The sequence below is a fragment of the Burkholderia sp. SRS-25 genome (assembly GCF_004343765.1).
Lineage (GTDB): Bacteria > Pseudomonadota > Gammaproteobacteria > Burkholderiales > Burkholderiaceae > Burkholderia > Burkholderia contaminans.
Window position 1 is genome coordinate 1 of the sequence record NZ_PTXM01000007.1, and the last position, 24,687, is coordinate 24,687.

At 66.7% G+C, this 24,687-nt stretch carries 21 protein-coding genes; 15 read left to right on the plus strand and 6 right to left on the minus strand.

Annotated features, from left to right (window positions below; genetic code table 11):
• Positions 1–124, plus strand: a 124-nt coding sequence (locus C5O79_RS10260) for a transposase (RefSeq protein WP_143329487.1), incomplete at its 5' end; no start/stop codon positions are given.
• A gap of 62 nt (positions 125–186) precedes the next feature.
• Here C5O79_RS10260 and C5O79_RS10265 read toward each other — a convergent pair.
• Entirely contained in the window at positions 187–2,019 is a 1,833-nt protein-coding gene (locus C5O79_RS10265) for an ABC transporter ATP-binding protein (protein WP_046545266.1), read from the minus strand.
• A gap of 563 nt (positions 2,020–2,582) precedes the next feature.
• On the opposite strand from C5O79_RS10265, the gene C5O79_RS10270 reads away from it, so the two are divergent.
• The 3 genes from C5O79_RS10270 (at position 2,583) to C5O79_RS10280 (ending at position 5,194) form a co-directional block, all read left to right on the plus strand.
• Positions 2,583–3,647, plus strand: a complete 1,065-nt coding sequence (locus C5O79_RS10270) for a glycosyltransferase family 4 protein (protein WP_006476459.1) — start codon at positions 2,583–2,585, stop codon at positions 3,645–3,647.
• Positions 3,648–3,883: 236 nt separating this feature from the next.
• Positions 3,884–4,690 (plus strand): hypothetical protein, encoded by an 807-nt coding sequence (locus tag C5O79_RS10275; RefSeq protein ID WP_046545267.1) that lies wholly within the window; start codon positions 3,884–3,886, stop codon positions 4,688–4,690.
• 39 nt (positions 4,691–4,729) lie between these two features.
• Positions 4,730–5,194 (plus strand): DUF2214 family protein, encoded by a 465-nt coding sequence (locus C5O79_RS10280; RefSeq protein ID WP_122473705.1) that lies wholly within the window; start codon positions 4,730–4,732, stop codon positions 5,192–5,194.
• A gap of 66 nt (positions 5,195–5,260) precedes the next feature.
• On the opposite strand, the gene gudD is transcribed toward C5O79_RS10280, so the two are convergent.
• Positions 5,261–6,613: a glucarate dehydratase gene (gudD, locus tag C5O79_RS10285; protein ID WP_131931355.1), complete on the minus strand. Its 1,353-nt coding sequence runs from the start codon at positions 6,611–6,613 to the stop codon at positions 5,261–5,263.
• Between the two features lie 358 nt (positions 6,614–6,971).
• Between gudD and C5O79_RS10295 the strand changes: the two genes are divergently transcribed.
• Positions 6,972–7,721 carry a FadR/GntR family transcriptional regulator gene (locus tag C5O79_RS10295; protein WP_039348294.1) on the plus strand — a complete coding sequence of 250 codons (750 nt, stop codon included), beginning with the start codon at positions 6,972–6,974 and terminating at the stop codon, positions 7,719–7,721.
• A gap of 138 nt (positions 7,722–7,859) precedes the next feature.
• Here the strand turns inward: C5O79_RS10295 and C5O79_RS10300 are convergent, their stop codons facing one another.
• From C5O79_RS10300 to pdxY, 3 genes are all read right to left on the minus strand, one after another.
• Complete coding sequence (locus C5O79_RS10300) at positions 7,860–9,008, minus strand: branched-chain amino acid ABC transporter substrate-binding protein (RefSeq protein WP_046545269.1); 1,149 nt, start codon at positions 9,006–9,008, stop codon at positions 7,860–7,862.
• Positions 9,009–9,369: 361 nt separating this feature from the next.
• A complete protein-coding gene (locus C5O79_RS10310; protein ID WP_046545270.1) occupies positions 9,370–11,514 on the minus strand; it encodes a phospholipase C, phosphocholine-specific in 2,145 nt (714 codons plus the stop codon).
• A gap of 273 nt (positions 11,515–11,787) precedes the next feature.
• Positions 11,788–12,648, minus strand: a complete 861-nt coding sequence (pdxY, locus tag C5O79_RS10315; protein ID WP_039348286.1) for a pyridoxal kinase PdxY — start codon at positions 12,646–12,648, stop codon at positions 11,788–11,790.
• Between the two features lie 173 nt (positions 12,649–12,821).
• Here pdxY and C5O79_RS10320 point away from each other — a divergent pair, with 173 nt between their 5' ends.
• Positions 12,822–13,883, plus strand: coding sequence for an alpha/beta hydrolase (locus tag C5O79_RS10320; RefSeq protein ID WP_046545271.1), 1,062 nt, complete (start codon positions 12,822–12,824; stop codon positions 13,881–13,883).
• Positions 13,884–13,920: 37 nt separating this feature from the next.
• Here C5O79_RS10320 and C5O79_RS10325 read toward each other — a convergent pair whose 3' ends face one another.
• Entirely contained in the window at positions 13,921–14,919 is a 999-nt protein-coding gene (locus C5O79_RS10325) for an LLM class flavin-dependent oxidoreductase (protein ID WP_122473706.1), read from the minus strand.
• Between the two features lie 641 nt (positions 14,920–15,560).
• On the opposite strand from C5O79_RS10325, the gene hpnI reads away from it, so the two are divergent.
• The 9 genes from hpnI (at position 15,561) to C5O79_RS10370 (ending at position 24,448) form a co-directional block, all read left to right on the plus strand.
• Positions 15,561–16,736, plus strand: coding sequence for a bacteriohopanetetrol glucosamine biosynthesis glycosyltransferase HpnI (gene hpnI, locus C5O79_RS10330; RefSeq protein ID WP_047850490.1), 1,176 nt, complete (start codon positions 15,561–15,563; stop codon positions 16,734–16,736).
• A gap of 136 nt (positions 16,737–16,872) precedes the next feature.
• Entirely contained in the window at positions 16,873–18,315 is a 1,443-nt protein-coding gene (gene hpnJ, locus C5O79_RS10335; protein WP_306426965.1) for a hopanoid biosynthesis associated radical SAM protein HpnJ, read from the plus strand.
• Positions 18,316–18,318: 3 nt separating this feature from the next.
• Positions 18,319–19,203 (plus strand): hopanoid biosynthesis-associated protein HpnK, encoded by an 885-nt coding sequence (gene hpnK / locus C5O79_RS10340; RefSeq protein WP_122473707.1) that lies wholly within the window; start codon positions 18,319–18,321, stop codon positions 19,201–19,203.
• Positions 19,200–20,243: a lysylphosphatidylglycerol synthase domain-containing protein gene (locus tag C5O79_RS10345; RefSeq protein WP_122473708.1), complete on the plus strand. Its 1,044-nt coding sequence runs from the start codon at positions 19,200–19,202 to the stop codon at positions 20,241–20,243. Before hpnK ends, C5O79_RS10345 begins: the two co-directional genes overlap by 4 nt.
• Before the next feature lie 87 nt (positions 20,244–20,330).
• Positions 20,331–20,888, plus strand: a complete 558-nt coding sequence (locus C5O79_RS10350) for a lipoprotein (protein ID WP_046545276.1) — start codon at positions 20,331–20,333, stop codon at positions 20,886–20,888.
• 276 nt (positions 20,889–21,164) lie between these two features.
• Positions 21,165–21,854 carry a histidine ABC transporter permease HisQ gene (gene hisQ / locus C5O79_RS10355; RefSeq protein WP_039348273.1) on the plus strand — a complete coding sequence of 230 codons (690 nt, stop codon included), beginning with the start codon at positions 21,165–21,167 and terminating at the stop codon, positions 21,852–21,854.
• Positions 21,851–22,564, plus strand: a complete 714-nt coding sequence (locus C5O79_RS10360; RefSeq protein ID WP_046545277.1) for an ABC transporter permease — start codon at positions 21,851–21,853, stop codon at positions 22,562–22,564. Before hisQ ends, C5O79_RS10360 begins: the two co-directional genes overlap by 4 nt.
• Before the next feature lie 20 nt (positions 22,565–22,584).
• Positions 22,585–23,385, plus strand: coding sequence for an ABC transporter ATP-binding protein (locus C5O79_RS10365; RefSeq protein ID WP_011351457.1), 801 nt, complete (start codon positions 22,585–22,587; stop codon positions 23,383–23,385).
• A gap of 19 nt (positions 23,386–23,404) precedes the next feature.
• On the plus strand, positions 23,405–24,448 hold the full coding sequence (locus tag C5O79_RS10370) for a GlxA family transcriptional regulator (RefSeq protein WP_122473709.1): 1,044 nt from the start codon (positions 23,405–23,407) through the stop codon (positions 24,446–24,448).
• Positions 24,449–24,687: the final 239 nt, after the last annotated feature.

The window sequence follows — 24,687 nt, forward strand, 5'->3', positions numbered from 1 at the left end:
TACCAGCGTCGTCGAAGGCATCAACAACACCATCAAGGTCATCAAGCGTCGGGCCTACGGGTACCGCGACGAGGAATACTTCTTCCTCAAGATCCGCGCCGCGTTCCCCGGTAATCCTCGATGAACCTAAAAAAAGCCGCAGTGCGACGCGCACTGCGGCTTTTTTGTCGGCTGCGGGCCGGTGTGTCAGGCCACGCGTTCGCCGGTCGGCGTGCTGCCGTCGGGGGCCGGATGGTGGCGGCCGTGCTGTTTGGCGAGCAGGTCGCGGTACAGGCCGGGGCGAATGCGCAGCACGTCGGGCGCGCCGTCGTCGATCACCTTGCCGTTGTTCATCACGATGATCCGGTCGAAGTTGCGCAGCGTCGACAGGCGGTGGGCGATCGCGATCACCGTGCGGCCGACCATCAGGCGGTCGAGCGCGCTCTGGATCGCTTCCTCTGACGCGCTGTCGAGTGCGGACGTCGCTTCGTCGAGCAGCAGGATCGGCGCATCCTTCAGGATCGCGCGCGCGATCGCGATACGCTGGCGCTGGCCACCCGACAGCTTGACGCCGCGGTCGCCGACGATCGTGTCATAGCCTTCCGGCATCGCTTCGATGAATTCCGCGCAGCGGGCGTCGCGCGCGGCGGCGAGCACTTCCTCACGGGTCGCTTCGGGGCGGCCGTACGCGATGTTGTCGTAGATCGTCCGGTGCAGCAGCGAGATGTCCTGCGGCACGAGCGCGATCGCCTGGCGCAGGCTGTCCTGCGTGATCGTCTTCACGTCCTGGCCGTCGACCTTCACGGCGCCGTCCTGCGTGTCGTAGAAGCGCTGCAGCAGCGCGAGCACGGTCGACTTGCCGGCGCCCGACTTGCCGATCAGGCCGACGCGCTGGCCCGGCTCGATATGGAGGTCGAAGTGGTCGAGGATCGCGCGGCGGTGCGGATACGCGAACGTCACGCGCTCGAAATCGACGCGGCCGCCCTTGGCCGACAGCGGCTGCGCGTCGGAGCGGTCCGGCATCCCGTGCGGCTCGAGCAGCGTTTTCACCGCTTCGGACAGGCGCGCGATGTGCTGCGTGACGTCGACGAGCGCGACCGCGAGATCGCGCGTTCCGTGCAGGATCGTGAAGCCGAGCGAGCTGACGAGCACGATGTCGCCCGACGTCGCGCGGCCCTGGTCCCACAGCCACAGCGCCCACCCGAGCAGGCCGGCGGACAGCATCGCGGTGATCACCGCGTGCAGCAGGCGCAGCTTCTCGAGATAGAGCAGGCTCTGCTGGCGCGCATCCATCTCGGCCTTGACCGTTGCGCCGAAGCGCTTCTGTTCGCGCAGCGTCATCCCGAACGCGCGCACGAGGCCCATGTTGCCGATCACGTCGACGAGCTCGCCGTCGACCGCCGCTGCCTTCGCCGCAAACGCGTGGTGGCGCGCCGAGCCGCGGCCGGCCAGCTTGAACAGCACGACGGAGAGCACTGCGGAGCAGCCGAGCAGGCCGGCGGCCATCATCGGATTGACGACGATGATCATCAGGATCGCGCCCATCACCGCGATGCACGGCGGCAGCACGTTCCACGCCATCGTGTTCTCCGACGTGTAGACGGCGTTCGACGTGGCCGTGATGCGGCTTGCGAGCGTGCCGGGCTGCTTTTCCGCGTAGTAGGTGGGCGAATGGCCGATCAGGTACTGGAATAGGTCGCGCCGCAGGTCGCCGGTGACCGCGACGAACGTATGCGCGGCGAACCAGCCGCCGACGCGCCACAGCAGGTTGTCGGCCGCGATCAGCCCGACGAGCAGCGCGAATGCGCTCCACAGCGGGCCGGGGTGATGCCGCCCGGTCGCCAGCACGTCGATCAGGTGCTTGATCGCGTATTGCGAGCCGAGCGCGCAGCCGACGGCGGCCAGCACGCTGCAGAGCACGATCAGGTGGGCGACAGGATGCAGGCGGATGTAGCGGAACAGGAACGCAATCGGTCGATGCGCGTAGCTCGACAGCTTCGCGTTGTGGGCGTTGCGCTGGGCAGGGGTGAGAGATTCCAAAATATGCGTGCGGTGATTCGGTGAGTGAGCGTGGCGGCTGGGTCGCAGGCCGGCGTTCGCCCGGACTGAATAATCCGGCATTGTAAACAAGCCCGCGTGTCGCGCTGCGCGAATCTTGCCTTGGCCAGGGGCTCGCGGTCGATTTTGAGATAAAATCCGGCATCCCGTCCTGCCTCATGTGCCGGAATCACGCTGCCGGCGGTCACGGGGTCAAGGAATGCCAAAAGGGCCTTCCACTCTAGAACGGACACCCAAGTCCGCGGGTTGCAAAGTGTTGCACCTTTGTAACAAAGTAAAGTGTTTGAAATGTTGTGCGCCGTATCGGGATTAACCCTAGATAATCGGCTCCGGGTTCGATTCCAGGTTTTTTACGAACCCCTGTCAACGGGTCTTCGTTTCAAACGTTCTATGCCTGTCGCGTCGCCGACGCTCCTTGAGCAGCGCGGGTTTGACGCCCCCGGCAGGCTGATTCGTCCGATCTTCGGACGACATGCATCCAGCCCGGACCGCCGGCAGGTTGCCGACCCATACCTGGTTTTTAGCCGATTTTTTAGGAGTTACGCATGCGAATCGCCCAAATCGCTCCGTTGCACGAAGCGGTGCCCCCGAAACTGTACGGTGGTACCGAGCGAGTGGTGTCCTACCTCACCGAAGCACTCGTCGAGATGGGGCATGACGTCACGCTCTTCGCGAGCGGCGATTCGCAAACCTCCGCGAAGCTCGAAGCCTGCTGGCCGCAGGCGCTGCGCCTCGACCCGACGATCCGCGACGTGATGGCTCCGCACATGCTGCTCCTCGAGCAGGTGCGCCGCCGCGCGGAAGAGTTCGATGTCCTGCACTGCCACATCGACTACTACCCGTTCTCGCTGTTCTCGCGCCAGCCGGTCCCGCATCTGACGACGATGCACGGCCGTCTCGACCTGCCGGAACTGCAGCCGATCTTCAACGCGTTCAGCGACGTGCCGGTCGTGTCGATCTCCGACAACCAGCGCATCCCGCTGCCGCAGGCGAACTGGCTGTCGACCGTTTACCACGGCCTGCCGGAAAACCTGCTGACGCCGATCCCGAACGTGAAGCCGAGCTACCTCGCGTTCCTGGGCCGCATCTCGCCCGAGAAGCGCGTCGACACGGCGATCCGCATCGCCGAGCAGGCCGGCCTGCCGATCAAGATCGCCGCGAAGCTCGACAAGGCTGACCGCGCGTACTACGAAGAGAAGATCAAGCCGCTGTTCGCGCTGCCGCACGTCGAGTACATCGGCGAAATCAGCGAGTCCGAAAAGACCGAATTCCTCGGCAACGCACACGCGCTGCTGTTCCCGATCGACTGGCCGGAGCCCTTCGGCCTGGTGATGATCGAGGCGATGGCTTGCGGCACGCCGGTGATCGCGTTCAAGCGCGGCTCGGTGCCGGAAGTGATCGACAACGGCGTGTCGGGCTTCGTCGTCGAAGACGAACTGTCGGCGGTTGCCGCGCTCAAGCGCCTCGATACGCTGCCGCGCGAGAAGGTCCGCGCTGCATTCGAAGCCCGCTTCTCGTCGAAGGTGATGGCGCAGAACTACGTGAAGGGCTACGAGGAACTGCTGCGCCAGAAGCGCCGCACGGTGCTCCGCGAAGTCAACGCAAGCTGATTGCGGGCCGCCGCCGCGCTGCGGCGCGCGGCTGCCAACGACGCCCCGTCCGGGTTCCCGGCGGGGCGTTGTCACATCCGCGGCGCGGATCTGTTGTATTCTCGCCGCGCCCGACGCCGCGAACGGCCCCCGAAGCGGCCCGGCAGGGCATCCGTCCGTCTGTCCAGACGGTAATGTCCCTATAATGGCCGTGCCGTGAAATCCGGCCCCGCACGAATATCCAGAGGAGAGCAGTCTTGGCGAGAACGAAATCCACGCGCGCAGCGCCGGCCCCCGGCGCCGGTGTGATCTTCGCGTTGCGTGCGATCGGTCTCGTGCTGCTCGCGCGCTGGCTGTTCTCGATGTCCCAGATGGGCTATCGCTCGTCGCTGTCGGCGATGGTGTCGTCGCCCTGGGCCTTCGTCTACCTCTTGCTGATCTTCCTGTTGCTCGCGCTGCCGGGCGCCGTCGCGCGCGCCGAACGGCCGTTCCATCCGCTGCCGCAGTGGCTGCGCCAGGCGCTGCGCGTCTTTGCACTGATCGGTTTCCTGTTCGCCGTCTGGTCGATCGGCATGTTCGTCTGGGTGGACGGCTGGCGCCTCGCGCTGCATGCGGTGACGGCGACCAACGGCTGGCTCGTCGCCGCACCGGCGCTTTACGCGGCGATCGTGTGGATCTGCCGCCCGCGGCCGCTGTGGCGGACCAACGTGGCCGCCCGCCGCTTCGCGGTCGGCCGTTATGCGATTTCGCTCGACGTGCTGACGCGCACTGCGATCGTGTGGATGGAAAGCCGCAAGGTCGGCCAGTACGATGCGCGCGAACTGTCGGTGCGCTGGCCCGGCCGGGCGGCGCCTGCCGCAGGCGAGGGGGCAGCGGACGCGCAGCCGGCCGTCGTGCCGCCGCGCCACGGCAGCTTTTTCAATCGACCGAAGGTCGAACTGCTGTGGGATTCGCCGGCGGCCGTCGGCCATAACCGGCAGATCGTCATGCGTGCGCCGCTCGCGACCGAAGGCGACCGCGTCGCGGTGCTCGCGCTCGACGCCGCGCTCAAACAGATCGTCTGACAAGTCCCGCGCACGGCAGGCGGGCGACAAGGAGGCGTGATGATCGTCCGCTGGTTGCTGGCTGCCATTCACCTGAGTGCGTTCGGCGTCGCGTTTGCCGCGATCGCGGGGCGTAACCGCGCGTTGCGCCGGCTCATCGCGTCGGCGCAGGCGGCCGATTTGCCCGGCGTATTCAAGGCGGATGCCGCGTGGGGGCTATCGGCGCTCGTGCTGATCGTGACGGGCCTGATGCGCGCGTTCGGCAGTTTCGAGAAAGGCTCCGCGTATTACCTGCACGAACCGCTCTTTCACCTGAAGATGACCGCGCTCGTGCTGATCCTGCTGCTCGAGGTCGTGCCGATGCTGGGGCTGATCCGGTGGCGCGTCGCCGCGCGGCAGCAGCAGATGCCCGATCTCGGCCGTGCGCGCACCTATGTGCGGATCGGCCATTGGCAGGCGATGCTGGTGATCGTCATCGTGTTCGCCGCGTCGGGGATGGCGCGGGGGATTGGGGCGGCCGGCTAGGCCTCCTGGCCGGGTAGGTGCGCCCCAGGCTCGACCGGGCGACCTGCCGCCCGGTTCGTCCCGCACTCAGCGCACGAGGCACGGGCGCTTGTTGTTGAAGGTCCACCCCGGAATCAAATACTGCATCGCCGCCGCGTCGTCGCGGGCACCGAGCCCGTGCTGCTTGTACAACTCGTGCGCGACCGCGACGGCATCCATGTCGATATCGATGCCGAGCCCCGGCCGCTTCGGCACCTCGACCAGCCCGTTCTCGATCTTCAGCGGTTCGCGCGTCAGCCGCTCGCCGTCCTGCCAGATCCAGTGCGTGTCGATCGCGGTGACCTGGCCCGGCGCGGCGGCCGCGACGTGCGTGAACATCGCGAGCGACACGTCGAAGTGGTTGTTCGAATGCGAGCCCCACGTGAGGCCCCAGTCGCGGCACATCTGCGCGACGCGCACCGAACCCTGCATCGTCCAGAAGTGCGGATCGGCGAGCGGGATGTCGACGGCCTGCAACTGCACCGCGTGACCCATTTGCCGCCAGTCGGTCGCAATCATGTTGGTGGCGGTCGGCAGCCCCGTCGCGCGGCGGAATTCAGCCATCACCTCGCGGCCCGAGTAGCCGTTCTCCGCGCCGCACGGATCTTCCGCGTACGCGAGCACATGATGCTGGTCGCGGCACAGCCGCACGGCCTCGTCGAGCGACCACGCACCGTTCGGGTCGAGCGTCACGCGCGCGTCGGGGAAGCGCTCGGCGAGCGCCGTCACGGCCTCGATCTCGCTCGCGCCTTCGAATACGCCGCCCTTCAGCTTGAAGTCGTTGAAGCCGTAGCGCGCATGTGCGGCCTCGGCAAGCCGCACGACGGCCTCGGGCGTCAGCGCGGCTTCGTCGCGCACGCGCGTCCAGTCGTCGGTCGCGCCGCTGCCGTCGCGGTAGGCGAGCGCGGTCTTCGTGCGGTCACCGATGTAGAACAGGTAGCCGAGCATTTCGACGCGCTCGCGCTGCTGGCCCTCGCCGAGCAGCGCGGCGACCGGCACGCCGAGATGCTGGCCGAGCAGGTCGAGCAGCGCGGCTTCGAGCGCGGTGACCGCGTGGATCGTCGTGCGCAGGTCGAAGGTTTGCAGCCCGCGGCCGCTCGCGTCGCGGTCGGCGAAGGTGCACCGCACGTCGTTGAGCACCGCGTGGTAATTGCCGACCGGCTGGCCGACGACGAGCGCGCGCGCATCGTCGAGCGTGCGGCGGATGCTTTCGCCGCCCGGGACTTCGCCGACGCCGGTGCGGCCCGCGCTGTCCTTCAGTATCACGAGGTTGCGGGTGAAGAACGGGCCGTGTGCGCCGCTCAGGTTGAGCAGCATGCTGTCGTGGCCGGCGACCGGAATCGCTTGCAGGTCGACGATACGCGGCGTGTCGTGGGAGGGCGAGGCAGTGACGGCGTTCATGGGCGGCGATGGCGAAAGGGTGGGCAATGCCGTGCGGCAAAAACTTTGCCGCGCGCGACGGGAGGTGCGATCATTCGACAACCGACATGCGCGGCGCGCAAGCCCCGCAGGTCGACGCAACCCGAAACGGGGTGGGAGCGACAACCTGACCAGCGGAGCGCAGAACGCGAACGCTGGCTGATCGTAAAGCATGGGACCGGGCGGCGCAGGAGTGCTCGCTTGAGTCGACAGGAGATCCGTGTTTCGATCATCAGTCGTCGGATGACTTGTGACGCAGTATAATGAATCATCGGCTTTCGCTCAAACCCCGCGTAAACCCTCGGCCCACATTGCGATCATTCAAAAAGGAACCGGCCTCATGTCCGTGCCTACGCTTCCCGCAGCGCCGCGCCGTCGCGCACGCAGCCTCGCACAAGATGTCGTCGACGCGCTGACCGCGCAGATCGAAAACGGCGCGTTGCGTCCCGGCGACAAGCTGCCGACCGAAACCGAAGTCATGGCGGCGCAGGGCGTGAGCCGGACGGTCGTGCGCGAGGCGATCTCGCGGATGCAGGCGAGCGGGCTCATCGAGACGCGCCACGGCATCGGCAGCTTCGTGCTGGAGCCGTCGCGCCGCCAGACGCTCGGCATCGACCCGGCGACGATCACGACGCTGCGCGACGTGCTCGCGGTGCTGGAACTGCGCATCAGCCTCGAGAGCGAATGCGCGAGCCTTGCCGCACAACGCGCGAACGATACCGACCTGGCTGCGCTGCGGCGCGCGCTCGATGCGATCGCATCGGGGGCGGGCGGCGGCCGCGACACGGCGCAGCTCGACTTCCAGTTCCACCTGCAGATCGCGCAGTCCACCGGCAACCGCTATTTCGTCGACATCATGACGCAGCTCGGCACGTCGATCATTCCGCGCACGCGCGTGAATTCGGCGCGCTTTGCCGGCGACGATCTGGAGCGCTACGTCGGCCGGCTGAACCACGAGCACGAGGATATCTACGAGGCGATCGCGCGCCACGACCCGGAAGCGGCACGCGCCGCGATGCGCACGCACCTCACCAACAGCCGCGAGCGGCTGCGCCGCGCGCACGAGGCGGCCGAGGCCGAGGCCGGCTGACGCACCGGGCGGCGCGCCCCGCAGTGCCGGCGGCCCGGTCGAATCGCCTCAACATCAGTCGTCATATAAGATCGATATCCGTTCATCGATCTCCGGGGCCGGGCGGCGTTGCCGCCGCCGGCCGCCGGCACCTTCCGATCAGCCTCCCTTCGTCGTGATCGTCTTCCACGCGCCGTTCTTCACCTGGTACAGCGTCGACATCCCGCTCTTCAGCGAGCCGTCGTTCGCGAACGAGATGCGGCCGGTGACACCTTCGAAGTCGATCTTCTTCAGCGCCGGGCGATAGACCTTCGGGTCGGTCGAGCCGGCCGCCTGCATCGCCTTGATCGCCGCCCACGCCGCGTCGTAGCCGAACTGCGCATACGACAGCACGTCGACGCCGAAGCGCTTCTTGAAGCGCTGTTCGAAATCCTTTCCTTGCGGCAACTCGTCGAGCGGCCGGCCGTATTCCCACGCCATCGCGCCTTCGGCGGCCGGGCCCGCGATCTTGATGAACTCGTTGTCCTTCACGCCGCCGCCGCCGACGAACTGCGCGTTCAGCCCTAACTGGCGCATCTGCTTGATGAAGTTCGCGGCGAGCGAATCGAGGCCGCCGAAGAAGATCAGGTCGGGGTTCTTCGCCTTCAGGCTCGTGATCTGCGCGCGGAAGTCGACCGCCTGGTTGCTGGTGAATTCGCGGCCGATGAGGTTGCCGCCCGCGGCCTTCACGGCCTTCTCGAACTCGTCGGCCTCGCCCTGGCCGAACGCGGTGCGGTCGTCGATGATCGCGATGCGCTTCGCCTTCGTCACGTCGACCGCGTACTTGCCCGCGTTGCCGGCGTTCTGGCCGTCGGTCGCGATCACCATGAACATGTTCGCGAGCCCGCGCGCGGTGAGCGTCGGGTTGGTCGCAGCCGGATCGATCACCGGGATGCCGGCCTTGTCGTAGACCACCGACGCCGGAATCGTCGTCCCCGAGTTGAAGTGGCCGACCACGACCGACACGTTCTGGTCGACGAGCGCCTGCGCGGCCTGCACGCCGATGCGCGGGTCGGCCTGGTCATCCTGCACGACGAGGTTGAAGTGGGCAGGCTTGCCGGCGATCTGCACTTTCTGCGCGACGGCGTCGTCGAGCGCGAGCTGCACGCCGTTCTGCAGGTCCTTGCCGTAACCGGCGTTCACGCCCGTGAGCGGCGCGGCGAAGCCGACCTTCACGTCGGTCGAATCGGCGGCCTGTGCGGCCTGTTGCGAGAGGAGGGCAAGCGCGGATGCAATCGACACCGACAGCAGGGAATGACGGAATTTCATGTTGTTCCTCTTGTTCGACACGTGCGAGTGAGTACCGCATGCGCTCGGGCGTGCCGGACGCATGCGACGGGCGGGCGGTTCGACCGCTTCTCGGAATCGGGCGGGGAGGTCGGCATCGTTATCCTCGGAAGAATCTCCCGTCAGGCTCCGCGAAGAAGCGCCCCGATCGCCTCGATATATAGGTCGCCGATATGCCCGGGTCTTGGCAATTCGCCGCGCATTCGGTGCGGATTTGCGCATAGCTTCCGCGCGTGCGAAGGCAGCCGGTATCGGGAGTTTCCCGTCGCGGGCGCAGAGGAGGGGGAGCGAGGAGCGGGAAGGCGGCGCGGCCCGCCGGGGCCGCGCCGCGCAGGGGATGCCGTCAGTCGGACTGGGCGTCCGATGCGGCTTCGGCATCGTCGTGCGATGCGTGCGTGCGGATCAGCGGATCACTGGTGCTCGGGCGGCCGGTTTCGACGTGGCCCGCAAAGCGACGCAGGAAGCCGAGCGGGCGGCCGTCGCTGACGGTCAGGTCGTACCAGCCGTGGCTGCCGCGCAGATCCCAGTAGTCGTCGATCTGCTGGCCCGGCGCGAGGTCGAACGTGCGCGCGCGGCCGTGGCCGTACGCGTTCGTGACCTTGAGCCGCACGGCCTTGTGGCCGCGGTTCATCAGGCGCAGCGTGATGTTGCCGTTCGCGACGTCGTAGCCGTAGATCACCTCGGGGTTCACGTTCGCGCTGCCGACGCCGGTCGCGAACGGGCCGCGGAAATGGCAGTAGAAGCCGTTCGGGCCGTACACGTCGAGGTCGTACAGGCCGAGCGACGCCGCGGCGCTCCACGTGTCGGCGATCCGCTTGCCGGCTTCGACCGTGTACGCCCACGGGCCGTCGAGGCGATTGCGCGACTGCACCTGGAACGCGGCGCCTGCCCGGCCCGTGTTCGCGAAGGTCAGCCGGAACAGGCCGTTCACCGATTCGACGCGGCCGTGCACGAACAGCTCGTACGGCAGCGCGCGCGCCGGACGCAGCCCGGCCTCCTGCTTCGGCAGCTTCTGCAGCACCGGCGGCACCGGGATGTAGTCGGGATGGCGCAGCCGGTCAGGCGGCGCATAGCCGCTCGTGTCCGGCAGCGTCGGCCAGCCGGCATCGGCCGTCGCGAAATCGAACGCGGCGGTCAGGTCGCCGCACACCGTGCGGCGCCACGGCGAGATGTTGCCGGCCTTGACCGGGTATTGCGCGCCGAAACGCGCTTCGATGAATTGCAGCAGCGACGTGTGATCGTAGGTCTGCGAGCAGACCCAGCCGCCCTTCGTCCACGGCGACACGACGAGCATCGGCACGCGCGGCCCGAGCCCGTACGGGCCAGCCATGTGCGATGCGTCGCCGGGGAATACCTCGTTGGTCGTCGCGACCGTCGACAGCCCGTTGTCGCGCGACTGCGGCGCGAACGGCGGCTGCACGTGGTCGAAGAAGCCGTCGTTTTCGTCGTACGTGATGAAGAGCGCGGTCTTGCTCCACACCTCCGGATTCGACACGAGCACTTGCAGTACCTGTTCGATGTACCACGCGCCGTAGTTCGCCGGCCAGTTCGGATGCTCGGAATACGCTTCCGGCGCGCAGATCCAGGACACCTGCGGCAGCGTGCCGTTCTTCACGTCCTGCTGCAGCACGTCGAACAGCGTGCCGCCCGCGCTGATGTTGGTGCCGGTGCGCGCCTTGTCGTACAGCGGCGTGCCGGGCAGCGCGTTGCGGTACTGGTTGAAGTAGAGCAGCGAGTTGTCGCCGTAGTTGCCGATGTACGGGTTCTGCGTCCAGCCCCACGACCCGGCAGCGTTCAGGCCGGTGCCGACGTCCTGGTAGATCTTCCACGACACGCCGGCGTTCTCCAGCACTTCCGGATAGGTCGTCCAGCCGTAGCCCGTTTCCTCGTTGCCGAGCACCGGGCCGCCGCCCGTGCCGTCGTTGCCGACGTAGCCGGTCCACATGTAGTAGCGGTTCGGGTCGGTCGAGCTCGGGATCGCGCAGTGGTACGCGTCGCAGATCGTGAACGCGTCGGCGAGCTGGTAGTGGAACGGGATGTCGTCGCGCTTCAGGTACGCCATCGTCGTGGTGCCCTTGTTCGGCACCCACTGGTCGTAGCGGCCCTTGTTCCAGGCGGCGTGCATGTCCTGCCAGCCGTGCGGCAGGTCCTGCAGGAACTGCAGGCCGAGCTTGTCCGCGCCCGGGTGGAACGGCAGCAGCTCGGCCGGGCCGACCGGCTGGTGGAACACCGACTTGCCGTTCGCGAGGCGCAGCGGACGCGGGTCACCAAAGCCGCGGACACCGCGCATCGTGCCGAAGTAGTGGTCGAACGAGCGGTTCTCCTGCATCAGGATCACGATGTGTTCGATATCGCGGATGGTGCCGGTGCGGCGGTTCGCGGGAATCGCAAGCGCATCGCGAATCACGGGGGGGAACAGGTTCAGCGCGGCGGCGCCGGCGGTGCCGGCAGCGACGCGCAGGAAGTCACGACGGTTCGATCGGGTCATGGTCGTTATCGTGTGATGAAGGGGGGAGCCGATTGGCAGGACCTGCTGGAAGGGCGCACCCGGGTCGCAGGATGCGGCTGCGCCGGGTGGTGCCACCGCGAGCATAGCGAGGAATCGGTGTCATTCATGTGAAGTCCGGAAACGTTTGCATCCACGTCGAAGCGATATTGAAGCGGCGTGAGGATATCTATTGGCAAGTCGCGGTGCGGCAGGGATGAGGCGGGAATGCGGTGCGGGATGCGCACTGGTGAAGCGGAAGGCGATGCCGGCGTGTCAGGCGTCCGTGACCCACGCGCCGAACCATTCGCTCGGGCGCGCGATTTCGTCCTGCGCGGCGACGAGTTCGAGCTCGTAGCGGCGCGCATCGTAGGTGGCCTTCACGACCGCATGCACGGCCGCGAGCGTGTGCTCGAACGCCGCGCGCACGGAGTCGCCGCGCAGCCGGCATGCGACGAAGATCGCGCTGGTCAGGTCGCCGACGCCGACCGGATGGCGCGGAAACGCATACAGCGGGCGCTGGCCGATCCACGCTTCGGTTTCGGTGACCGCGAGCATGTTGAAACGATCGGCGGGGCTGTTGCGGTCGTGCAGGTGCTTGACGAGGATGATCTGCGGGCCGCGGCGGATCAGCGAGCGGCAGGCTTCGACGGCTTCGGCGACGGTTTCGATGCGCCGCCCGGCGAGCTTCTGCAGTTCGGTGTGGTTCGGCGACATGCCGTCCGCGAGCGCCGGCATCTCCTGGACGATGAATTCCTCGACACCGGGCTCGGGCCGGATGCCGCCCGTCTGGCCCATCGCCGGATCGCAGAAGTACCACGCGTTCGGGTTCATCGCCTTCACCGAGCGGACGATCTCGACGGCCGCACGCGCCTGCGGCGGCGAGCCGAGGAACCCGGACAGCACGGCGTCGCAGCGCTTGAGTGCGCCGATCGCGGCGATGCCGTCGACGAGCTGCTCCATCTTCGCGGCATCGATCGCGCTGCCGGCCCAGTGACCGTACTGCATGTGATTCGACAACTGGACGGTATTGAGCGGCCAGACGTTGACGCCGAGGCGCTGCATCGGGAACACGGCCGCACTGTTGCCGGCATGGCCGTAGATGACGTGCGACTGAATGCTGAGGACGTTTTTCATGGGAATCGCCTGCACGCGTTTCAGGGTCACGTCACACGATACCCGAGTTCGTCGCGCGCGCGGAAGTCGCGCGGCCCCGGAGTGTTGCGCTCCGTCGTCAGCGCGACCGCGTAGAATCGCGGGGCGCGAGGTGGCCCGGCCGCCCGCGTGCGTCTCCAATCACCGTGATCGCCATGCTTTCGATTCGCAAGATGTTGTTCGTCGCGCGCGCCGCCGTGCTCGGCGCGGGTGTCGCCGTTGCGTGCGCCCTGCCTGCCATGGCCGCTGCCGCATCGCCGGCCGGCAACGACGGGCCCGTGTATGGCCCGCGCCTGGAAGGGTTCACCTATCCGGCGCCCGTGCATCTCTACACGTTCGTGTCGCAGCGCGTAACCCTCGAGATGGCCTACCTCGACGTGCAGCCGGCACACCCGAACGGCCGCACCGTCGTGCTGCTGCACGGGAAGAACTTCTGCGCGGCGACCTGGGAGGACACGATCGGCGTGCTGAGCCGAGCCGGCTATCGCGTGATCGCGCCGGACCAGATCGGCTTCTGCAAGTCGACGAAGCCCGATCGCTACCAGTACAGCTTCCAGCAGCTCGCACGCAATACGCACGCGCTGCTCGAATCGGTGGGGGTGAAGTCGGCGACGATCGTCGGCCACTCGACGGGCGGGATGCTCGCGATGCGCTACGCACTGATGTATCCGAAGGCGACCGACCAGCTCGTGCTCGTGAACCCGATCGGCCTCGAGGACTGGAAGGCGCTCGGCGTGCCGCCGCTGCCGGTCGACTACTGGTATGCGCGCGAACTGAAGACCACGGCCGACGGCATTCGCCGCTACGAGCAGGGCACGTACTACGCGGGCAAGTGGTCGCCGTCGTACGAGCGCTGGGTGCAGATGCTGGCCGGGATGTACCGTGGCGCCGGTCGTGACGCGGTCGCGTGGAACTCCGCGCTGATCTACGACATGATCCTCACGCAGCCGGTGGTCTATGAACTCGGCGCGATCCGCGTGCCGACGCTGCTGATGATCGGCGACAAGGACACGACCGCGATCGGCAAGGACGTCTCGCCGCCCGACGTGCATGCGAAGCTCGGCCGCTACCCGGAACTCGCGAAGCGCACGCAGGCGGCGATTCCCGGCGCGCAACTCGTCGAGTTCCCGGCGCTCGGGCACGCGCCGCAGATCCAGGATCCGGACGCGTTCCACAAGGCGCTGCTCGACGGGCTGGAGGCCGCGCACCCGCAGTGATGCGGGTGCCGGCCGCGGGCGGCCCGGGCGTGCACCGTCAGCGCGTTTCGTTCGCGAGCTCGTCGCGGATCTGCGCGGTCAGTTCGAACGAGCGCAGCCGTGCCGCGTGATCGTAGATCTGTGCGGTGACGATCAGCTCGTCGGCGCCCGTCTGCGCGATACGGTCGCGCAGCTTGTCGCGCACCGTGTCGCGCGAGCCGACCGCCGCGAACGACAGCGAATGCGCAACCGTCGCGAGTTCGAGCTCGTTCGCCTCGAGCACGTCGACCGGCGGCGGCAGCTTGCCCGGCGTGCCGCGCCGCAGGTTGATGAACTGCTGCTGCAGCGACGTGAACAAGCGCCGCGCCTCGTCGTCGGTATCGGCGACGAACACGTTGACGCCGACCATCGCATGCGGCTTCGGCCACGCGGCCGACGGCCGGTACTGCGCACGATAGATCTCGAGTGCGCGCATCAGGTAGTCCGGCGCGAAGTGCGACGCGAACGCAAACGGCAGCCCGAGCATCGCGGCGAGCTGGGCGCTGAACAGGCTCGAGCCGAGCAGCCAAACGGGCACGTCGAGCCCTGCGCCGGGCACCGCGCGCACGCGCTGGCCGGGCACCGGCTCCGCGAAGTAGCGCTGCAGCTCGGCGACATCATCCGGAAACGAGTCGGCGCTGCCGATCAGGTCACGGCGCAGCGCGCGCGACGTGGTCTGGTCGGTGCCGGGCGCGCGGCCGAGGCCGAGGTCGATGCGCCCCGGATACAGCGACGCGAGCGTGCCGAACTGCTCGGCGATCACGAGCGGCGCATGGTTCGGCAGCATGATGCCGCCCGACCCGACCCGGATCGTCCGCGTGGCGCCCGCGACATGGCCGATCACGACGGCCGTTGCCGCGCTCGCGATGCCGGGCATGTTGTGATGCTCGGCGAGCCAGTAGCGCTGGTAACCCCAGCGTTCCGCATGCTGCGCGAGATCGACGGTGTTGCGGAATGCCTGGGAAGCATCGGCGCCGGCCGGAATGGGGGCGAGATCGAGTACGGAAAACGGAGTCATCGGATGGCCTTCGAAAGGGGGCGAGCGCGGTGATGCGCTGACGCAACAAATGCCAAGGATTTTGCCAAAGGGTTCCGGAACGTGCTGGAGGCGGCCCGATACCCATGCGCCTTTCAGGGGTGCCGGGTCGAATTCGGCGATCGTTGCAAAAATCAATCTAATCGCCGATTAATTACCAATCTTTACGGCGATTGGACGTGAATCCGCATCGACATACAAATTTGCACGAAACGTTTGATTTTCAAGACTGCAATACGCCTGCAAACCGCTTACGCTAATGTGAACGCGGGTGCACCCAAATGGTTCGCCGACTGCGCAGCTTTGCCGGAATTGCACTAGTCCGTTTCTCGTAGTGCCGAGCGCGGGGTGCCGCGGGCTGCTAAAATCCGGCGCCTGCCCATGTTGTGCCGAAGGTAGCCATACGCGTCTTCCCGTATCCCGTCCGGGTGTCGCGCGGAGATGCACCATGCGAAGCCGGGCATGGCCATACCCGCAGGATGGGTCGAGCCTCCCTCATACACAGACGCTGCTGGAACAAGGAGTCGGGTCGTGCCCGCGTTCGCCGTTGTCGGAATACCGAATCATGCTCAATCACGCTCACGCGTTCTCCATGGCGTTCAGGTCGCCGGGAGGCGTCGCGCATGACGGCAACCGCAACGATGCTCGACTGGCTCCTGATCGTCTTCACGCTGGCCGCGGCCGGCTATGCGCTCGTCGCGGCGTTCGCACCGCAGCCGCGTACGCCGCGCACGGCCGTGCGCGACGGCTTCGAGCCGGTCAGCGTGCTCAAGCCGCTGTGCGGCGCGGAGCCGCACCTGTACGAAAACCTCTCGACGTTCTGCGAGCAGCGCCACCCGCGGTATGAAGTGCTGTTCGGCGTCGCGTCGGCGGCCGATCCGGCGATTGCCGTGGTCGAACGGCTGCGCGCCGATTATCCCGAGTGCGACATCACGCTCGTGGTCGATGCGCGGGTGCACGGCAAGAACCTGAAGGTCAGCAACCTGATCAACCTCGCCGAGCGCGCGAAGTACGGCCGCATCGTGATCGCGGACAGCGACATCGCGGTGAAGCCCGACTATCTGGAGCGCGTGACGGCGCCGCTCGCCGACATGTCGGTCGGTGTCGTCACGTGCCTGTATCATGCGCGCAGCGTCGGCGGGTTCTGGACGCGGATCGGCGCGCAGTTCGTCGACGCATGGTTCGCGCCGTCGGTCCGGATCACGCACCTCGGCCGCTCGAGCCGCTTCGGCTTCGGCGCCACGCTCGCGTTGACGCGCGACACGCTCGACCGGATCGGCGGCTTTCCCGCGCTGAAGGACGAACTGGCCGACGATTTCTGGCTGGCCGAGCTGCCGCGCCGCCTCGGGCGACGCACCTTGCTTTCGGAGGTCGAGGTCGCGACCGACGTGATCGAGCCGTCGTTCGGGCCGCTGTGGCACCGCGAGACGCGCTGGTTGCGCACGATCCGCTCGCTGAACCCGGCCGGCTTCGCGTTCCTGTTCATTACGTTTACCGTGCCGTGGCTCGCAATCGGCGCGGCGCTCGCGCTGCGCCTCGACGGCACCTTCGCCGGCTCGCTGGCGGGCTGGGCTGCCGTGGTGGGTGCGTTCGGGCGGCTCGTGCTGCACGCGCGCGGCGAGGACGGCTGGCGTGCGTTCTGGCGCGACCTGCCGCTCGTCGCGGTGCGCGACACGCTGCTTGCGCTCGAATGGCTCGCTGCCGTGTTCGGCACGCATGTGGTGTGGCGCGGTGCGAGGATGACGGTCGTCGGCGGCGAACGTGCGGCGGCGGCAGTGGAAGCAGTGGACGGCCGCTAGGGCCGTTCCGACCGAACCCGGCCCGAGGGCCGAGACGCGCTGCGCGGCGAGTCCGCGCGGCGCGACATGACAGAGAGGCGGGCGCCGGCAGGGCGGCCCGCGGTTTTTTGACTGAATCGTTGTGACGAATCGAACTATGCAGGCTACCGGAGCATTCATGAAAACGCTGTTCTTGCAGGCCCCTTCGTATGACGGCTTCGACGGCGGAGCCGGCTCGCGCTATCAGGCGAAGCGCGAAATCCGTTCCTTCTGGTATCCGACGTGGCTCGCGCAGCCGGCCGCGCTCGTGCCGGGCAGCCGCGTCGTCGACGCACCGGCCGACGGCCTGTCGGTCGAGGAAACGCTGAAGATCGCGAACGACTACGACCTCGTGATCATCCACACGAGCACGCCGTCGTTCCCGACCGACGCGATGTTCGCGCAGGACCTGAAGAAGATGAAGCCGTCGATGCTGGTCGGCATGGTCGGCGCGAAGGTGATGGTCGATCCGCACAACTCGCTCACGGCGAGCGAGGCAATCGACTTCGTGTGCCGCGAGGAATTCGACTACACCTGCAAGGAAATCGCCGAGGGCAAGCCGTTCCCGGAGATCAAGGGCTTGAGCTGGCGCGCGAAGGACGGCTCGATCGAGCACAACGAAGCGCGTCCGATCCTCGAGAACATGGACGAGCTGCCGTTCGTCGCGCCCGTCTACAAGCGCGACCTGAAGATCGACAACTACTTCATCGGCTACCTCAACTATCCGTACGTGTCGATCTACACGGGCCGCGGCTGCAAGTCGCGCTGCACGTTCTGCCTGTGGCCGCAGACGGTCAGCGGCCATCGGTATCGCACGCGCTCGGTCGAGAACGTGCTCGCGGAAGCGAAGTGGATCCGCGACAACATGCCGGAAGTGAAGGAACTGATGTTCGACGACGACACCTTCACCGACGACCTGCCGCGCGCCGAAGCCATCGCCATCGGCCTGGGCAAGCTCGGCATGACGTGGTCGTGCAACGCGAAGGCGAACGTGCCGTACAAGACGCTGAAGGTCATGAAGGAAAACGGCCTGCGCCTGCTGCTGGTCGGCTTCGAATCCGGCGACGACCAGATCCTCGTGAACATCAAGAAGGGCGTGCGCACCGATTTCGCGCGCCGCTTCAGCGCGGACTGCAAGAAGCTCGGCATCAAGATCCACGGCACCTTCATCCTCGGCCTGCCGGGCGAGACGCAGGAGACCATCAAGAAGACGATCGAGTACGCGAAGGAAATCAATCCGCACACGATCCAGGTGTCGCTCGCCGCGCCGTACCCGGGCACGACGCTCTACAAGCAGGCCGTGGAAAACGGCTGGATGGAAGAGAACAAGACCATCAACCTGGTGAGCAAGGAAGGCGTGCAGCTCGCGGCGATCGGCTATGCGCACCTGTCGCGCGACGAGATCTATCACCATCTCGAGCAGTTCTATCGCCAGTTCTACTTCCGCCCGTCGAAGATCTGGGAGATCGTCCGCGAGATGCTGACGAGCTGGGACATGATGAAGCGCCGCCTGCGCGAAGGCGTCGAGTTCTTCCGCTTCCTGCGCGCGCACGAGGCCTGATTCGTGGCGACGCAGCCGGCGGCGCGGGCGCTGATCTTCACCGCGGACGACTTCGGGCTGCACCCGCGCGTCAACGCGGCGGTCGAGCGCGCGCACCGCGACGGCGTGCTGAACGCCGCCAGCCTGATGGTCGGCGCGCCCGCGGCGCAGGATGCGATCGAACGCGCGCGGCGGCTGCCGTCGCTCGCGGTCGGCCTGCATCTGGTGCTCGCGGACGGGCCGGCCACGCTGCCCGCGCATGAGATTCCCGCGCTCGTCGGCCCCGACGGGCGGTTCGGCGATGCGATGGCGAAGGACGGCTGCCGCTTCTTCTTCCTGCCGCACGTGCGGGCACAGCTGCGCCGCGAGATTCGTGCGCAGTTCGATGCGTTCGCGGCGAGCGGGCTGCCGCTCGACCACGTGAACGCGCACAAGCATTTCCATCTGCATCCGACCGTGCTGTCGATGATCATCGAGATCGGCCGCGACTACGGGCTGCGCGCGGTGCGGCTGCCGTACGAGACGAGCGCGCCCGCGCTGCTCAAGCCGTGGATCGCGCTCGTGCGCGCGCGGCTCGACCGTGCCGGGCTTGCGCACAACGACTACGTGGTCGGCATCGAGCAGACGGGCGCGATGGACGAGGCCGTGCTGCTCGACGCGCTCGCCAAGCTGCCGCCGGGCGTCGGCGAGATCTACTGCCATCCGGCCGAGGCCGGCGACGGCCCGATCACGCCGACGATGGCCGGATACCGTCCGGTGGACGAACTCGATGCGTTGCTGTCGCCGCGCGTCGGGGCCGCGCTGAAGGCCGCGGGCGTCGCGACCGGCGGCTTTGCCGACGTGTTCGGCCAGCCCGCCGCACGGCGCGGCGCGCCGGCGTCGCGCGCACCGGGAGCGCAGCCGTCATGACCAAGTGGATCAAATGGCTCGGCTGGCCGCTCGGCATCGGCATCCTGCTGGCGCTGGGTCTGCATGAAGGCATCGGCGACGTGTCGCAGATGCTCGCGCGCGCCGGTTACGCGCTGCTGTGGCTCGTGCCGTTCCATGCGCTGCCGCTGCTGCTCGACGCGTACGCGTGGCACCTGCTGCTCGACAAGCGCTCGTCGCTGCCGTTCCTTTGGTGGATCGCGACCGTGCGCGAAGCGGTGAACCGGCTGCTGCCGGTGGTCGGGATCGGCGGCGAGCTGGTCGGCATCCGGCTCGCGCGCTGGCAGGTGCCGGACGCGAGCCGCGTGACGGCGTCGGTGATCGTCGAGGTGCTCGTGACGATCGTCGTCCAGTATGCGTTCGCGGCGCTCGGCCTCGTGCTGCTGCTCGCGACGACGGACAACATGGGCGGCGGCACGATCGGCCTCGCGCTGCTGCTGACGCTGCCGCTGCCGGTGCTCGGCGTCGTGCTGATGCGCCGCGGCGGGATTTTCCATGCGCTCGAGCGTTTCGCGGGCCGCCTGCTCGGCGATTCGCACCGGCTGCTGCAGGGCGTCGACGGCAAGCGGCTCGATGCCGACATCGATGGGTTGATGTCGCGCACGGGCCTGCTGTTCAGTGCATTTTTCTGGCAGCTGGGCGGCTACGTGCTCGGCGCGCTCGAAATCTACTGGGCGCTCGCGCTGCTCGGTCATCCGGTGTCGATCGGCGGCGCGATCGCGATCGAGGCGATGACGCAGGCCGTGCGGCATGCGGCGTTCATGGTGCCGGGCGGCCTCGGCGTGCAGGAGGCGACCGTCGTGCTGCTCGCGCAGATGTTCGGCGTCGACCGCGAGACGGCACTGTCGCTCGCGCTGGTCAAACGTGGCCGCGAGGTGCTGTTCGGGTGCCTGGCGCTCGGTTCGTGGCAACTGGCCGAACTCGTGCGTACGCGGCGCCGCATCGGCGCGCCGCCGGCCGTGCCGCGCGCGCCGCAAGCGAAGAGCCGCGTGGCCGAGACTGAAACCGAAACGATGCATTGATCACGAGACGGGCCGCGCGCCCGTCTCGCGCTTTTGGCGTCGCACGGGTATCCTTGCCGCGTGTTTTCTCGACGCGCATTTCTTCCGATGAATTTCCGTTTCCGGCTGCTTCCCGTGACGATGCTGGCCGCCGCGCTGGCGCTGACCGGCTGCGACGACAAGCAAGGCAACCTCGACGTGCAACGTATCAGGGATTTCTTCAACGCGATCAAGCCCGCGCCGCTGCTGCTGAAGGGGCTGAAGGTCGGCGAATCGACCGAGGCCGACGTGCGCGGCACGATGGGCAAGCCCGAGACCGAGCGCGACTTCACCGACGGCTCGAAGCGGCTCGAATACCCGCGCGGCCCGATGGGCAACCAGACGTGGTTCGTCGACCTCGACGCGAACGGCCGCTACACGGGCGCGACACAAGTGCTGACCGCCGAGAATTTCGCGAAGGTGCGCCCGGGGATGAGCGAGGACGAGGTTCGGCGGCTGCTCGGCAAGCCCGGCGACATCGCGCAGTATCCGCTCAAGCCCGAAATCGTCTGGAGCTGGCGCTGGCTCGAGGATGGCGTCAACACCGACGCATTCTTCAATGTCCATTTCGGACCGGACGGGCTTGTCTATACGACTTCGCGCTCCGACATCCTGAAAGGGCGGTAAGCGCAGCCGCAGCCGTCTTCGGCGCTATATCGAAAAAGCGACCGGAAAATTGCAAAAAGTCCGCTTCCCTGCACGTTATCCGGTTGTCAGGGAGCGGCTTTTTTCCTTTTGAAACAGCGGTGTAGGCCGGGGTTGCAAATGGTGGAACGGATTGTTGCGACGCAGCAATCGCGTATCAGGTGATTTGAGACAATCAATTTCGCTTGCGACTATCCGCGTCAGCCCGGCGCGGGACAGGCAGACGCGTCGGCATCCATTCCAACTCTGGAGACGCGCGTGTTCCTTTACGGCTTTGGTCCTGTCCTCTGGGCCGGCACCGTGCAGACCATCGAGCTGTCGGTGCTGTCGCTCGCCACTGCTGTGGCGCTGGGGCTGATCGGCGCGGTGGCGAAGCTGTCGCACAACCGGGTGCTGCGAGCGATCGCGACCGGCTATACGACGCTGATACGCTCGGTGCCCGATCTCGTCCTGATGCTGCTGTTGTTCTACAGCATCCAGATCTGGCTGAACCAGTTCACCGACTTCGTCGGCTGGAACCAGATCGACATCGACCCGTTCGTGGCCGGCGTGCTGACGCTCGGCTTCATCTACGGCGCGTACTTCACCGAGACGTTCCGCGGCGCGTTCCTGTCGGTGCCGCGCGGCCAGCTCGAAGCCGGCGCCGCTTACGGGATGAGCGGCGCGCGCGTGTTCGCGCGGATCATGTTTCCGCAGATGATGCGCTTTGCGCTGCCCGGGATCGGGAACAACTGGCAGGTGCTCGTGAAGGCCACCGCGCTGGTGTCGATCATCGGCCTCGCGGACGTCGTGAAGGCCGCGCAGGACGCCGGCAAGAGCACGTTCAACATGTTCTTCTTCATCCTCGTCGCGGCGCTGATCTATCTCGCGATCACGACCGTTTCCAACCTCGTGCTGATCCAGCTCGAGAAGCGTTATTCCATGGGCGTGCGGCACGCAGAACTATGATCGAGATCCTCCAGGAATTCGGCCAGGCGTTCCTTTACTGGGACGGCCAGCGCCTCTCCGGCCTCGCGGTGACGCTGTGGCTGCTCGTCGCGTCGATTTCGCTCGGCTTCGTGTGCGCGGTGCCGCTCGCGGTTGCACGCGTGTCGAAGAACAAGTGGGTATCGACGCCGGTGCGGTTCTACACGTACGTGTTCCGCGGCACGCCGCTCTACGTGCAGTTGCTGCTGCTGTACACGGGCATGTACAGCCTCGAGTTCGTGCGTTCGCACTCGCTGCTCGACGCATTCTTCCGCAGCGGCTTCAACTGCGCGATTCTCGCGTTCGCGCTGAACACCTGCGCGTACACCACGGAGATCTTCGCGGGTGCGATCCGTGCGATTCCGCACGGTGAAGTGGAAGCTGCGCGGGCGTACGGGATGTCGCCGTTCACGATGTACCGCCGGGTGATCCTGCCGTCGGCGCTGCGCCGCGCGCTGCCGCTGTACAGCAACGAGGTGATCCTGATGCTGCACGCGACGACCGTCGCGTTCACGGCGACCGTGCCGGACATTTTGAAGGTCGCGCGCGACGCGAATTCCGCGACCTACATGGCGTTCCAGTCGTTCGGGGTCGCCGCGCTGATCTATCTTGCGGTATCGTTCGCACTCGTCGCGGCGTTTCGTCGCGCGGAGCGCCACTGGCTTGCGTATCTCGCGGCCGCCCGTCATTGAATCACTTCGAGGAGAGCCAGTTGGCCGAGATCACTCAAACGAGCGCTGCCGCTTCCACCAAGCTTGCCGCGGTCGACATTCACAAGCGCTACGGTGACAACGAAGTGCTCAAGGGCGTATCGCTGAACGCGAAGGCCGGCGACGTCATCAGCATCATCGGCGCGAGCGGCTCGGGCAAGAGCACGTTCCTGCGCTGCATCAATTTTCTCGAGCGGCCGAATGCGGGGCAGATCGTCGTGGACGGCGAGGCCGTGCGCACGAAGACCGACCGCGCCGGTGCGCTCGAAGTCGCCGATCACAAGCAACTGCAGCGCATTCGCACGAAGCTCGCGATGGTGTTCCAGCACTTCAACCTCTGGGCGCACATGAACGTGCTCGAGAACGTGATGGAAGCGCCGTTGCACGTGCTCGGCGTTTCGAAGAAGGAAGCCGAGGAGCGGGCGCGCGAGTACCTGGAGAAGGTCGGCTTGCCGCCGCGCGTCGAGAAGCAGTATCCGTCGCATCTGTCGGGCGGCCAGCAGCAGCGGGTTGCGATCGCGCGTGCGCTTGCGATGCATCCGGACGTGATGCTGTTCGACGAGCCGACGTCGGCGCTCGACCCGGAGTTGGTCGGTGAAGTGCTGAAGGTGATGCAGAAGCTGGCCGAGGAAGGTCGCACGATGATCGTCGTCACGCACGAGATGGGTTTCGCGCGCAACGTGTCGAATCATGTGATGTTCCTGCACCAGGGGCGGACCGAGGAAGAGGGCGATCCGAAGGAAGTGCTGGTACGCCCGCAGAGCGAGCGGCTGAAGCAGTTCCTGTCGGGCAGCCTCAAGTAACGACAGGGCAGGTTTCAACGTGGTACCGGTGTCTCGTCCCGCAGGCGCCACCCGCACGACGCAGGTGGCGATCGTTGCATTGCCGCCCGTGTCGATGTCGGGCGTGGGGCCGATCGTCGATGCGCTGAATCTCGCGAACGAGATCGACGGGCGGTTGCTGTATCGCTGGCAGGTGTGTTCGTGGGACGGGCGGCCCGTGCCGCTTGCCGGCGGTGCGCAGTGGCATGCCGATGCGGCGTTCAACGATGCGATCGCGTGTGATTGGGTGATCGTCGTGTCGGAGCGGTTTCAGCAGTTTGCCGACTATCGGTTGTTTCTCGCGAGCCTCGCGCGGGTGGGGCAGCGCACGCCTGTCGTCACCGGCATTCACCACGGCGTCTGGTGGCTCGCGATGGCCGGGCAGCTTTCCGGATATCGCGTGAGCGTGAACTGGGAGACGTATCAGCAGTTCGCCGAACAGTTCGAGCGGTCGATCGTCACGCAGCAGATCTTCGAGATCGATCGCGATCGGGCTACCTGTGCCGGGGGGCAGGCGACTGTCGATTTCATGCTGGCCATGATTGGCCGGGAACATGGGCCGGACCTCGCCGAGAGGATCGCCGATGCGCTCGGCGCCGGGACTTTGCGCAGTGGCGAGGAGCGGCAGCGGATTCCTTTTGTTACTGCGCCGGGCGAGCGGCATCCTCGGTTGAACGATGCCTTGCTGTTGATGGAAGCCAATGTCGAGGATCCGCTGACCACCGATGAGATCGCCGAGCTCGTTGGCGTTTCACGCCGGCAACTGGAGCGGCTCTTTCGGCAGTATCTCGGGGCGATGCCCTCCAAGTATTACCTCAATCTTCGGTTGCTCAAGGCTCGGACTCAGTTGCAGCGGACCAGCAAGTCGGTGGTGCAGGTTTCTCTCGCTTGCGGGTTTTCTTCTGCTGCGCATTTTTCCAATGCCTACCGTGAGCGGTTTGGCGTTACGCCTCGGGAAGATCGGCGAGCCTGGCTCGAGAAGCAGACCGGCGGCGGGAGCGAGCCTCGCGGGGGCGCGCTTGTCGAGCGCGGGGTGAAGGATTGATTTTGGTTTTTGGTGGTTCGTCTGCGTTGGACGTGAAGCACCTGTGATCGTATCGGTCTATTAGAGTCGCCCCTGCGCGGGGCGGCGGTTACTTTTCTTTGTCTTGCCAAAGAAAAGTAACCAAAAGAAAGGCGCTCGGAGAACGCATGACTTCCCGGTGCCGTAGTACTCGAAGTGGCCCTCGCCTAAGTGTCGACGCCAGGAAAGAACCCGGAGTGGTTCGAGCAATGGTTCTGACA